We start from the raw sequence: 12738 nt of genomic DNA on the forward strand, positions 1-12738 counted from the left end.
CATGACGCTTCCCGCCCTGTTGCGCCGCGCCGCCGGCGCCGCCCTCGTGCTCGCCTGCGCGGCCGCGCATGCCGACCTGAAGGTCGGCGTCGACCTGTCGTCGACCGGCCCGGCCGCCGCGATCGGCATCACCAGCAAGAACGCGATCCTGATGTGGCCGAAGACGATCGCCGGGCAGCCGGTGCAGGTGACGGTGCTCGACGACGCCTCCGACCCGGGCGCGGCCGTGCGCAACATCCGCAAGCTGGTCGACGAGGATCGCGTCGACGTCGTGGTCGGGCCGAACATCACGCCGGCCGCGCTCGCGGCGCTCGACGCGGTGGCCGCCGCCCAGACGCCGATGATCACGCTGGTCGGCTCCGGCGCGATCGTCGAGCCGCAGGAAGGCGCGCGGACCTGGGCATTCAAGATGGCGCAGAGCGACAGCGCGATGGCCGACGTGATGACGCGCTACATGGCCAACCACGGCGTGAAGACGGTCGGCTTCATCGGCTTCGCGGACAGCTATGGCGACAGCTGGCTGAACGAATTCACGCGCTTCGCGGAAGTCCGCAAGATCCGCGTGATCGCGACGGAACGCTTCAACCGCACCGACGCGAGCGTCACCGGCCAGGCACTGAAGCTGATCGCCGCGAAGCCCGACGCGATCCTGATCGCCGGCTCGGGCACGCCGGCCGTGCTGCCGCAACGCACGCTGATCGAGCGCGGCTACAAGGGCGCGATCTACCAGACGCACGGGATCGCCACGCCGGAGTTCATCAAGCTCGGCGGCAAGGACGTCGACGGGACGCTGTTCCCGACCCAGCCGGTGGTCGTCGCGCGCACGCTGCCTGCCGATCATCCGGCCCGCAAGGCCGCGCTCGCGTTCGTCGATGCGTATGAAGCGAAATACGGCGCCGGCACGGTCACCCAGTTCGCGGGCGACGCGGCGGGCGTGTACCCGCGCCTCGCCGACGCGGTCGGCCGCGCGCTCAAGGCCGCGCAGCCCGGCACGCCAGGCTTCCGCGCGGCGCTGCGGCGCGAACTCGAACGCGCGCACGAACTCGTCGTGCCGAATGGCGTCGTCAACACCAGCGACAAGGATCACGTGGGGCTCGATCAGCGCGCGAGCGTGATGGGGATCGTGAAGCAGGGCCGATTCGTCTATCTGAGCCAGTAACGCACGGGCGGTCGCCGGACAGCTTGCCCGGTGCCCCGTTTTCCGCCATAATCCGCGTTTCGCCGCGCACAATCCGTACGAATCGCATGCGCGGCCAGGATCAAAGCCCAGGTGGTGAAATTGGTAGACGCAGGGGACTCAAAATCCCCCGCCGCAAGGCGTGCCGGTTCGATTCCGGCCCTGGGCACCATCAAATTCCTTCAAAGCCTTATCCAGTAAGGCTCTCCAGTAATCCCCGGCGTGTTTCTGTGGTAACTTCTGTGGTTACCATCCTATGAAGCTACGCCTAGGCGCGCTCACCTTCACCTTGAAGAACAGCTATCTGCGCGGGGACATCTACTATTTCCAGCGCCCTATCCCCCGCGACCTCCAGCACCACTACGGCAAGAAGGCCGTAAAGATCAATCTCAAGACCTCTGACGTTGGCCAAGCGGCGCACATGATTGACGCCCTCAACAAGCGGTATGAGGAAGAGTGGCGGATGCTGCGGGCTGATCCTGAATCGTCCCTGAAAGCCACCAGGAAGCACGCTGAGGCGTTTCTAGCATCCTGGGGCATCGTTCCCAGCGCGGAGCGGGACGAGACCACGGAGATGGCCGTACAGCTCTTCCACGACCACCTTGAGAAGAAACGCACCGCCCACGCTGACGGTGATGAACAGGTATACCGGGAAGCCAGTGGGGCGGAATACCTCACGGCGGTGGAGTCCACGGCTGCGCAGATGGTGGCCGGGACCTTAGAGGATTCGCTCAGCGATGCCCTGGAGTTGTACATCAGCCATCACAAGAAGCGTGACGACGAGAAGTTCACGGGGTTCTCTCGGGCTGCGTTCAAGACCCTGACCGATGTTGTTGGCGATAAACCGTTTGCCAAGGCCACGCGGGAAGACGCCCGCAAGTACGTTGACAGCCAGCTCGCCACCGGCCTGAAGACTGGGACAGTGCGCCGCCGCATCAGCACTATCAGCGCGGTCTTTGCCTCCTACATCAGGGAAAAAGAACTGATGCGGACGAACCCCTTTGAGTCCCTTCAGATTGCTGGTGAAGGCAAGGACACGAAAGGCAGGGTCCCATTCACTCCCGGTGAGCTCTCTGCTGTACAAGCCAAGTGTGTGGAGATGGACGATGACATCCGCTGGTTGGTCGCGCTGCTGTCAGACACAGGCGCACGAATCGCGGAGGTCACTGGCCTCACGCTGGGGGAGATTGTGCTGGATGGCCCGGTGCCGCACATCGTCATCAAGGAACAACCTTGGAGAACCGTAAAGGGTGGCGCTGGTGGGCCGAGTGAGCGGGAGGTCCCCCTCCTTGGTCATTCTCTATGGGCAGCCCGGCGAGTGAAGGAATCCGCGAAGCCGGGGCAGAAGTTCGCCTTCCCCCGCTACACCTCAGACGCCAAGGGGTGCAACGCTGACAGCGCATCGGCCACCGTTGCGGGCTGGCTACGGGCGAACAAGTGGGAGCATACGGCCCATGAGTTCCGGCATACGATGGCTGACCGTCTGCGTGATGTTGGCTGCCCTACGGAGGTTCGCCACTCGATTGGCGGGTGGGCGACCAAGGGCGAAGCTGCGGGGTACGGCAAGGGGTACAGCCTTCCAATCAAGCACGAATGGTTAGGTAAGGCACTGCATCCGACGGGCGCGGGTAATCCACTCTCACATGACGTGTCCTAGTGGAACGCTCAATAGAACTGACGGTTTTCCACTATACCCGAGGGGCTTACGCAAGCCCCCAGCCCGTTGCTATCGTGCGCCCCAGACAACACATGTGGGGCAGCAATGGAGCACATCATCAAACTCCCTAGCGGGCGCTTCCAGGCCGGCATTTACTATCCGAACGGCAAAGTAAAAACTCGGACCTTCGACACCTATGACGAGGCCGAGCAGTGGTTACGACTCCACCTCCCGCGCATGAGTGGACATGCAGCGCGCGACGAGCGACGACAAAAACAAAGGGCGCATGTCGATTTCGTCCCGCCTCCAGCTCCACGCCGTGACCTCACGGTAAGAGAGGCCATTGAGAGGTACGCCAAGGAAGTAACCCCCCACAAGAAGAGCGCGCACACCGAGATGGGCGTCATCAGACGGTGGCTCAAACATCCCCTAGCAGACCGCCCCCTTTACAGCCTCCGTGGGGCGGACTTAACCGCGTACATGAATCAGCGCCTAGCACAGGGAATCAAAATCGCCACGATACGCACTGAGATTGCGTTTATCTCACACCTATACGAAGTGGCGCGCGCTGACTGGGGCTATGAAGATGTTGTGAACCCCAGGAAGGCCATGAGACGAATGAAGCAGGGCAACGTTAGAGATCGCCGACTTCGCTCGGGAGAATTCGACAAAATCATCGACTGGTGCGAACGGACCGGAGACCACTGGCTAAAGGTCGCTGTAATCGTCGCGGTCGAAACAGCGATGAGGCGCGGGGAGATAGCCTCGCTTACGTGGCAGAACCTGGACCTTGATGGCCGGCTCGCGTATCTCCCCGATACGAAGAATGGAGAGCCCCGCACGGTGCCCCTATCCAGCGCGGCAGTTGCAGCCCTCCGAACGCTCCCGATGAATCCCGACCGGTACGTTTTCGACATCCTCAAGGGGAGCATTGCGAGGCGCTTTAAGAAGGCCCGCATTGCGTGCGACATGGAGGACTTCACATTCCATGACTTCCGGCATGAGGCCGTCTCTCGTCTATTTGAGAAGGGATTCAACATGGTGGAGGCCAGAACCATCAGCGGCCATAAGACACTTCAGATGCTCAACCGTTACACGCACCTGGACCCTAGGAGCCTGCTGGGGCGGCTTGGCTAGGGTGTCCCATTGGGACAGTTCCCGCTGTCCCAAACCATGCTTCTATATGGGACACCTGAAGCCCATCCCACGGGGCTCTGCTAGAACTCCCACGAGTCCCGCTCAGCGGCCTCTTCAGGGCTTAGCCGACGAACATCGAGGGCCTGCCCAGTGGCCTCCTGAAAGAACTGCTCGAATGCCTTCAGCACGATGTCCGGCTGAGCCTGTACCACCTTCCCAAACTTGACGGCCATCCCACGGACCACGCCATCAATTGCTCTTTGCTCCAGGGCCTCAGCGGCCATCTTCTCCACCTCCGTATCATTGGCTTGCCACTCGGACAGCTTGCGCCACTGCGGCGCACTCTCGCGGATATACCCTACGTCCAACTCCGCTCCTTCAGCAGCAGCCATGAGGCGCAACCGCTCCCGGACTGCGGGCACCTGTTGGCTCATTCGGCTTACGGTGGACTTAGGGACGTTGAATCGTTGCTCCAGGTCCCGCGCGCTGCCGGATACCTCTCCTGCCAGCAGCATCAACCAAAAGGCTTGATGGCGCTCAGCCTGGGTCATGTTCAGGTGCTCACGGGAATTGATGTGCAGGGCGAATGCACGCGCCTCCGCCTCTGTCGCTCCAGTGAACCGCTGCCCCCACACTCTGGCCTCAGGGCTCACCTCAGCGGCCTCATACGCCTCCATCCGATGGTGACCGTCGATGACCCACAAGGGGCCATCCGATACCGCTGGGTCCTGCCAATAGACCACGGGGTCTAGTGGGTCCCCCCGCTCCACTACCTCCTTCAATGAGGCGCTGACCGCTGCTGATTCCTGCTTCTTGAGGATACCCTGGACATACTTGTTACTGTTGTGGTCCCGCACCTGAAACCGCCCTTCGTCCACCTTCAGGCTACCGTGCGGAACCCGATGGGGAGCCGTCAGGAGAGCGTGGGTCAGCCCTAGCGGCCCTCCCAATTTCCCTGACTGTTTTGACTTGTGCGGCCCTACCCCTGCTGCATCACTCAATGCGTACCTCTCTGTGTTGCTGCTCATGACTGGTCATTCGGCGTGAAGGCTCCAATTGGCTGGACGCCATTCGTTGCGCGCGCATCTTTCATTGAACTTCAGCCGAATCTTGACTAGCCTGCTACCGGCAGGCTACGCAGCGACAGCCGTTCACGAAGCGCCCCGCGTCGCTGAATGCATTCTTCGATGGTCTGTTCGAGCTTGGCCAGGACGGCCGGCTGATTTGCAGCCAGCGCCACCCTCTCCGCCTCTCGCTTGTCCTTCGCTGCCTTGCGGGCCTTCTCCCGTGCCTTCTTCTGCTGCGGCGTGAGTGGCTGTTTGGTCAATGCCTTGGTAAGCTTCCCGTCCTTCTTGAGTTGTTTGATTAGCTCCTGACCGGCCGGTGTGACATACAGCGCATGGCCCCGCCCCACCTTGACGCTGCGGAACCACTCCACATCGCCGGTACGCCGGGAGCGCTGCTGATAGCGGCCAGCTCGGTGGGTCATCAGGTCCGCCGCTACAAGGTCCTTAAAGATGGCCACACTGTTGAGCCCACCCAGGCTTCGAACGAATGCGCCGATTTCCGGGAGATCCGGGGGTGCGGTATCGGTGTGTGAGCGGCCCTGATCGTGCGCGCACTCATTCGCGGAGACATCGGGCTGAGCCTCGGCCTCTACAGGCCTGCCGCCGTTCGCTAAGCAAGCCTGCTGAGCGGCCAACGCCTGAGCCTTGACCTCGGCCAGCTCATCCTCCCCTTCCCAGGGAAGCAGCTCCACGTTACTCACGCGCCCTCCTTCGCGTGCCCGCTTCGCACGATGAACGCCACATGGCCCAGGCCCTCCAACACCGCGAGTTCCTTGGCCAGTTCCTGCCGATCAAATCCAGCCAGCGCCAGGAACTCGTCAGAGATTCCCGTGCGCTCCCCGAACTCGGCCACCTGAAGCTCATCCCGGTGCTTCTCCCAGCCGGGGAAGCCCCACGCCCACCGCGCTGCCCCTTCACGTTTCGCGATGGCTACGGGCGGATTACTCCGGATGATCGATGCGAGCTCGAAGGGGCTCTGAGCTCTGATGGTTGTGCCGTCATCGTTGAACACTGCGGCCCCATCCGTGGCCGTAGCGACTACCGCCAGCAGCGGCGCAAGGGCTCCATCGAGAGCCATGAGGGTTTCGTTACGTTGGTTCATAGGTTTCCTGAGATAGAAAAAGAAAAGCCGCCCTCACCATCACTGGCGGGCGGCATGGGTTGAAGCGGATGGGCGGGACTACTGCGCGGTACGGTTCGCTTCCGTGAGTCCCTGTGACCAAGCTGAGACACCGTTAATCATGAGAGAACGGAGGTTGTTGCGGCGAACGTCCTCCCTACGGTTCCCGCCCTTGTCCAGGTAGGTCACCTTCAGTGCATCGTTGAAACCCGCGATGTCCTTCCGAGCGAGCGCGCCGATGGCTTTATGGAACTGGCCAACGTCGCCCACTTGGTAAGCCACGTCCGTGAACACTGCTCGTTGACCCGCGCTGATCCTCCGCCACAATCCGGGACTCGCCACCTCCACGGCCTGCTTTGCGCGCGCCTCGTAACGGGGTAACGACACCTCAAGGAGACGAGCGGCTTGCTCAGGAGTGATCTGCACGGAGCCGCTCTTGATTCCATCGATGGACTTGGAGGGAATGCCAGCGCGCCGGAAATCCTCTTCGATGGTCCCGGCGTTGGCGTTCAGGTTGTAGCCGTAGCCGATGTTGTTCCCAGCCTTCGGGTTCGGGTCGGGCGTGGCCTTGAGCACTAGACCTTCGCCCATCGCCGTGAGCGACGCGGCCAAACCGGTGGAACTGATAGGCTCAGTGAGGTTGGCGCTCGTGAGGAAGTTCTTAGCTTGGCTGACCTGAAGCTTCGAGCCCCTGCCGGTGAGTCGGGAGCCCGAAAGGCCTGCAAATGTGGCCGGCGTGCTGGGCATGCTGAAAACGTTGCTCAGTGCCCCAGCGAACGCCCCTTCACGTACCTTATCAATCTGGCCGCGCATGGTGTCGTTGATCTGATTAAGGTTGTACGCCTTGGCGAGCACCTCCGCGTTATCAATGAGGTCCTGAGTAGTGGCCGTTTTGGACACAAGTTTCTGATGCAGGCCAAACATCGCCGCGCGTTCATCCTTTGTCAGGAGTTTCGTGTCTGCGGTCTCCTGCATAATTTGATCGAACGTCACATAGCCCAAGCCGTGGACAGGGTTGCCATTGATGAACGCGGTTAGCTGGTATTGACCGTTCTTGCTGTAGACAAGGCCGGGGCTAACTTCTTCGCCATACTTCGCGCGCGCCTTCTCCAAGTAGTTCTGGATTGCCTCCTGGGCTTGCTCACTTGCTCTGTTCGGGGGCACCCGTACATCAATCTTGTTCACCGGGTCATACACGAAATTGGACTGTACCTGCTGCTGAATCCAGGTCTTCGCTTGGTCGGGGGTAGCATTCGGATTGCGCAAGTAATAGTCACGTAGCTCAAGCTGTGCCCAGGTGCTGGCAGCATCTTCATTCTGCGGAGAGCCGCCAAACAGCCGGCCAACTACAGGGACTCGCTGATACCAGCTCGTGGTGAGCCCGGAGACCTCCTTGGTCACCTTCGCCTGCCACTGCGGGTCACTGGTTAGCTTTTGTGCAAGCTTCTGTGCCTCAGGCGAAATTGCCCGATACGCCGTCTCATATGCGATTCCATCAGAGATTCCAGTGTCTACCTGCTTCGTGTACGTCCGGAACAGGTCAGTGGCCTTCTCATCAAAGTAGAGGGACTGGATTTGATCAGGGAGGTTCTTGAACAGCATTGCTGCGAGACGGAACTGACTGGATGGCTGGCCATCCTTCGCAGGTGCAGCGTTTACAGCCCCATCAATCAGCCCCTTCAACTTGGTGTTAGCCAGGTCGCTGCGCCCAGACTGAGCTGTTGACTGGACAATCGCAGCTAAGGCCTGCTGCACAGTTGGGTGTCGGGAGTAATCCCCGGACTGCATGCCACTGGCAGCGCCCATCATTGCCTGTACTGCGGGCTCTTGAATGGCATCCAGCGCAGTCTGGGCCTCCTTCTTACCGAGCGCCCAAGCCGTCCCGCTACTGACCAAATACATCGCCTGTCGGGTCTGTAGCGCGCTATCTGCGATGCCCTGGATACGCCTGTACTCCGCGAGAGCGGCCCCGGCGCTCTTGAACTGATTGAGCGGCCCGATGCGGTTCACGAAGTCATTGATGTCAGGTTGTTTTCCCTGACTCGCTGCCTCTTCATCCGCTACGGTCCTCTTGAAGAAGTCCGTTTGCTGCGCCTGCTCGATGCGTTGGTTCTGCTCTTCGAGTGCCCGATGCTGGAGGCGGGTGGCCTCCGATTGAATCTTCGGGTTCATCTGCTGGAGCGTCAGGCCCGTGTGCGGGTCCTTGAACTGCGTGAACAGGTCGAACAGCTCCGGCCGACCGCCAGCTTGCGAGGAAAGATTGTTGATCTTGTCCAGGAGCATGTCAGCCATCTCCGGGCGGGTCATCATGCCCATCTGACCGCGCATCGGCTCCAGCGTCTGCTGAACCCCATCCCACATCTGCTGGAGGCTCTTGGTCGGGTCCAGGACACCATCAGCGACCGCAGAGAAGTTGCCGAATGCGGTTTCCTTCAGGCGCTGGAACTGCACCTGAGCGTAGTCCTTTCGGACACTATCGGCCGTCGTAGCAACGCTCTTGGATACCTGGTCGACAATCGCCGGGTCCGTGAGGCCAGCCGTATGCTGAGCTACCTGCTCGTGGAGGAACTTCTCCGGGTCGAACCCGTCCTGGTTCTTATGCTCCTGGTAGGCGCTCAGGATGTCCGACTGAACCTGATTGCCAATCTTCAGGCCCACCGCGTTGCGATAGCCCTGAGCGAACGTATCGTTGAACGCAGGGTCCACGCGGGAGTCCGCAGACGGAGGCGGAACCTTGATGCCCCCGGTTTGCGCATCGATGAGTCCAGCGTCACTGAGCTGACCCTGAGCGGTGCCCTGTTTGAAGGCCTGCGTGGCGTCCTTCTGGTTCTCCAGGTTGACGTAGTGATCCAGAGCCGGGTTGAACGCCCTGAGGCCGTCGATAAGGCCATTGAGCGTGGCATCCTGCTGCGGCGCTGCGTAGGTATCGACAGGCCGCTCTTGAGGCTGGGAGAACACCTGACGGCCCGTAACGGGAACCTCAGGGCGGCTGGTGATGGACTGCGGGGAATTTGGAGATTGAGACATGGTGGTGTGTGGAGGTCGTTAGGTCGATGACCCAGGCATCTTGAAACCGTATGCGTTTGAGCCGGGGATTCCGCCCGTAACGCGGTTCTTGATGGATTCTTGGGAGGTGTATGCGTTGAGTGCGCCACCGGCAATCTGGAGACCAGTCCCAATGAGACTCGGCTGTTGGATGCTTGCGACCCGCGAAGCTGCTTGCGCGTAATCGCCGCGAAGTGCTGAGACCATCTGCCGCTGCTGCGAAGACGAGTTGGCCTGCATAGCTGCGATGTCCTGGCCAGCGTTGAAGTTGGCTTCGTTACCTACGCGGTCGTTACTTCCCCCGCCGTTGGTCCCTGAGTCAACAGCCAGCGCTTGGAGATGACCCGTTTCGATCATCGCTTGGCGAGCCCGCTCTGACATCTGCTCGGCTGCTGCCTGGTTCTGCTGGGTCATTTGATTCTTCGTCTCAGTAACTTGAGCATCGTAGGCGGCTTGAGCGGCGTCGCTCTGGCGCTTCGCTGCTTGGCTCTGGCTCACGTAGCTGGCTGCCGCAGTAGCGGCACTCATGGCCATGCTCGCGATGGTCATGGTGGTGAGGCTGAGGCTTGTCGGCTCACACACGGCGCGGCACCTCATAGAAGAAACGGAAGCTGCCCGGAGGCCCTTGGTCAGGTGCGACATCGCCAATGACAAAGCCCAGGTGTTCCAGCATCGTCATTGCCTCCGCGTTGTTTGAAGCCACGGTGTTGGCCAGCGGCACATCAGCCGCACGAACGCTATCGAGCCAAGCGCGCGCATGTGACAGAAGCTCGCGGGTGTGACCCGCAACAGCAGCGGAACAGCGCATCCACGGCACGTTGGCCATCGGATAGCGAACGAGACCAAACAGGGCCTCAATCTGGCCATCGATCAGCAGCGCCCAGGACTCAGCCGATACCCGGATGGACTCCGCAAGGCGGGCCTCTGGCGAACCGGCCCAGGTCAGGGCCATCTCAGCGATGTCCGACTTGCGTAGCTTAGGGGCCAGCTCGGTGGCATCTTCGGGAGTCGCTGGGCGGTACGTGATGCGGCCGGACGGGGAAACCGGAGGCCAGCCGGATGGAGGCGTGGAGGGAGTCATAGATGGTCCTTATGGTGGGCGGAGGATGGACGCGACCAGCCCTGCCCGGTGGGCATGGAAGCGAAGGGGATGGAAGTTCAAAAAACAGGTGTGCTCAGCCACACGCTGAAGCCATCAGATGGGCTACTCGCGAGAGTGAGTTTTTAACTGGGCGATATGCCCTACCGCCTCCAGCCAGTAAGGCGAGAGTGGTGGTTTAGGCGCGTCTAACTTCTAGAGGTGGGTTTAAGCCTGCGAATCCCCGCACTTCCCCATCAGGCAAGGGCTAGAGAGGCGCATAGAGCGAGAGTCAGGGGATAGACGGATGCGCCGCCCTGAAGCCCTTACCCGGCTTACGATTCAGCCAAGTGGAAACAAAAAAGCGCCAGCCGTTTCCGGGAGGCGCTTCTAGGGGCACTGCTGGCTGACCTATCAGCCGTGCTCAGGGTGCTCAGGCCGGGGAACTGGAGACCAACCAGCGACGCATCACCAGCGCCTCCCAGCTACGGGCTTCAGTGTCGCGGGAGGTTTCCAACAGGCGGGGCTTACGGCTGCGCTCAACGTAGTCACGGAGCAGCAGGAATTCACGGGAGCCGATGCGGATGGACGCGGCGTGCTGGTCGATGCTGAGGGAGAAACGACGGGGGCTGATGGTGATATGGAACATGTTTAGACCTTGTCAGGTGAAGTGGCTAACCGCAGGGTGCGTTGCTCACGGAGACAACTATACATGCATTGCATGCATCACGGAAGCCTTCCGAACACCCCATGTTCACCCAGCTTGATTAGCAACAGCTCCCAAGCAGCGAGCGGCATAGCCCGCGACATCTTGTTGTCTGCCGGCGAGACCCAGCCATTCCAGGTGAATTTGGATACGTGCAGCAGGTCAGCGGCCTCCTGTCTGCTGAGTCCGTGTTTCTTGATGAGGTTGGAGATTTGCTCCGGGGTGGGCTGCGTAATGTCTGTCATGGCGTTTTTCCGGTTCGTGATGTGGAACCGAAAGTTTACGCGCCGGGGTAAACCGGTGTCACGGAATACCGCTATGAATCAGCATCTGTAGGGTACTCAGAAAGCGAGGCCCCTTTTCCCTCCCGATTCCGGAGCCTATTCAACCGCCAAGCAAAAAGGCCGGGAATCGCTCCCCGGCCTCTCTCGTTGAATCCCCGGCGTTACGCTGCCGCGTCGCTCGGCTGTTCCTGCCTGAGGTACTGATACAGCGTCTCACGGCTAATCCCCAAGTCCCTCGCGATGGCTGCCTTAGCCTCCCCGCTCGCTGCCCGCTGGCGTAGCGTAGAGACCTGCTCAGGGCTGAGGGACGGCTTACGGCCCTTGTACACCCCGTTAGCCTTGGCAATGGCGATGCCCTCGCGCTGACGCTCGCGGATCAATGACCGCTCGAACTGAGCAAACGCGGCCAGCATGGTCATCATGAGCTCTTGCTGAGGGTTCCGCTTGTCGGCTGAGAAGGTCATCGAGTCCTTCACGAACTGGACCGTAACGCCCCGCTCGGTGAGCTCACGGACCATCCTAAGCAGGTCCTCAGTGTTGCGCGCTAGGCGATCCATGCTATGCACCGTCAGCGTGTCCCCATCGCGCAAGTAATCCAGCGCTGCCTGGAGCTGGGGACGCTCAGTGTCCTTCCCGCTCGCCTTGTCCGTGAATACCTTGTCCAGGTCCACGCCCTCAAGCTGGCGCTCCGTGCTCTGGTCTACCGTGCTGACTCGGATGTAACCGATGTGCTTGCCTTTGCTCATGACTCTCCCCGGCGGTCAATGTGTCAGGTTGGAATCTATGACCTCGGAGACGGAATGTCAAGAAATAACGAAAACTACCCTATCCTGACGGCTCTATGCTGACCGCCTGACAGTCAGGCTGGGGTACACCTAAAGCTGACATTTTTGTCTCGTTTCCTCAGCACCTCACGGGTTCAATGTGGAAGGCCATATTTCGCAGTAAGGAACTGCGCTAAGAGCGTTCCAGCACACCCTGCGACAGTCCCCACGGCAATCGCGATGATATTGGCAACAACCCACATATGAACCCGTTTCAGAAACGAAAGACGGGGAGCCGTGTAAACATGCTTCCCGGCGTTGTTACCTTTGGCCGTGACTGATCCAACCCGCCTAGCCTTGAGCAGCTGCTCCCCGTCAGTCGAATTTGACTCAAGGTTCACCCCCTCAGAGTCCTTAATATCGAACATCGCCATTAAGCCCCGTCCTTACGCGACATCTTGCTTATATATGCCTGAATCAGATTCGATGCGAGAGAACCTCGGGGCGTTCCCGCCTTAATGGTCGGTGTAGTGCTCACCTGGCTATTGTTCCGGGCCGTGAGCTTTCGGACGCCATTAGCCTGAATTCCCGTACCTACATCAACAAATACCGAGCCTTCGATGCTCGGTTCAGTGCAGTGCGAAAGTTTGATTCCGCAGTCAGCGCCTTCAATCCTAGCTCCGGTTATCACCATCCCCTTGCA

12 protein-coding genes and 1 tRNA gene are annotated in these 12738 nt (G+C 60.6%); 4 read left to right on the forward strand and 9 right to left on the reverse strand.

From position 1 onward, the window contains the following. Nucleotide 1 precedes the first annotated feature (1 nt). The 4 genes from NQV17_RS16060 (at nucleotide 2) to NQV17_RS16075 (ending at nucleotide 3971) form a co-directional block, all read left to right on the forward strand. Complete coding sequence (locus NQV17_RS16060) at nucleotides 2–1159, forward strand: ABC transporter substrate-binding protein (RefSeq protein ID WP_124666010.1); 1158 nt, start codon at nucleotides 2–4, stop codon at nucleotides 1157–1159. A gap of 105 nt (nucleotides 1160–1264) precedes the next feature. After that, nucleotides 1265–1349, forward strand: a tRNA-Leu gene (locus tag NQV17_RS16065). Nucleotides 1350–1433: 84 nt separating this feature from the next. Next, nucleotides 1434–2834: a DUF6538 domain-containing protein gene (locus NQV17_RS16070; RefSeq protein WP_257772971.1), complete on the forward strand. Its 1401-nt coding sequence runs from the start codon at nucleotides 1434–1436 to the stop codon at nucleotides 2832–2834. A 105-nt stretch (nucleotides 2835–2939) separates the two neighbouring features. After that, nucleotides 2940–3971, forward strand: a complete 1032-nt coding sequence (locus NQV17_RS16075; RefSeq protein WP_257772972.1) for a site-specific integrase — start codon at nucleotides 2940–2942, stop codon at nucleotides 3969–3971. Between the two features lie 80 nt (nucleotides 3972–4051). On the opposite strand, the gene NQV17_RS16080 is transcribed toward NQV17_RS16075, so the two are convergent. The 9 genes from NQV17_RS16080 to NQV17_RS16120 form a co-directional block, all read right to left on the reverse strand. Further along, nucleotides 4052–4675 carry a hypothetical protein gene (locus NQV17_RS16080; protein WP_257772973.1) on the reverse strand — a complete coding sequence of 208 codons (624 nt, stop codon included), beginning with the start codon at nucleotides 4673–4675 and terminating at the stop codon, nucleotides 4052–4054. 410 nt (nucleotides 4676–5085) lie between these two features. Then, the gene (locus NQV17_RS16085) at nucleotides 5086–5739 is read right to left on the reverse strand and encodes a hypothetical protein (RefSeq protein WP_257772974.1); all 654 of its coding nucleotides are present in this window, start codon (nucleotides 5737–5739) and stop codon (nucleotides 5086–5088) included. Next, nucleotides 5736–6140, reverse strand: coding sequence for a hypothetical protein (locus NQV17_RS16090; RefSeq protein WP_257772975.1), 405 nt, complete (start codon nucleotides 6138–6140; stop codon nucleotides 5736–5738). The genes NQV17_RS16085 and NQV17_RS16090 overlap by 4 nt, the downstream gene beginning before the upstream one ends. Before the next feature lie 78 nt (nucleotides 6141–6218). Beyond that, the gene (locus NQV17_RS16095; RefSeq protein WP_257772976.1) at nucleotides 6219–9185 is read right to left on the reverse strand and encodes a hypothetical protein; all 2967 of its coding nucleotides are present in this window, start codon (nucleotides 9183–9185) and stop codon (nucleotides 6219–6221) included. An 18-nt stretch (nucleotides 9186–9203) separates the two neighbouring features. Beyond that, nucleotides 9204–9731, reverse strand: a complete 528-nt coding sequence (locus tag NQV17_RS16100) for a hypothetical protein (RefSeq protein ID WP_257772977.1) — start codon at nucleotides 9729–9731, stop codon at nucleotides 9204–9206. A 46-nt stretch (nucleotides 9732–9777) separates the two neighbouring features. Further along, entirely contained in the window at nucleotides 9778–10155 is a 378-nt protein-coding gene (locus tag NQV17_RS16105) for a hypothetical protein (RefSeq protein WP_257772978.1), read from the reverse strand. A 559-nt stretch (nucleotides 10156–10714) separates the two neighbouring features. Beyond that, nucleotides 10715–10930, reverse strand: a complete 216-nt coding sequence (locus NQV17_RS16110; RefSeq protein WP_257772979.1) for a hypothetical protein — start codon at nucleotides 10928–10930, stop codon at nucleotides 10715–10717. A gap of 77 nt (nucleotides 10931–11007) precedes the next feature. Beyond that, nucleotides 11008–11232 carry a transcriptional regulator gene (locus NQV17_RS16115; protein WP_257772980.1) on the reverse strand — a complete coding sequence of 75 codons (225 nt, stop codon included), beginning with the start codon at nucleotides 11230–11232 and terminating at the stop codon, nucleotides 11008–11010. 200 nt (nucleotides 11233–11432) lie between these two features. Then, entirely contained in the window at nucleotides 11433–12017 is a 585-nt protein-coding gene (locus tag NQV17_RS16120; RefSeq protein ID WP_257772981.1) for a recombinase family protein, read from the reverse strand. Nucleotides 12018–12738 lie beyond the last annotated feature (721 nt).

This window comes from Burkholderia sp. SCN-KJ (assembly GCF_024656005.1).
GTDB lineage: Bacteria > Pseudomonadota > Gammaproteobacteria > Burkholderiales > Burkholderiaceae > Burkholderia.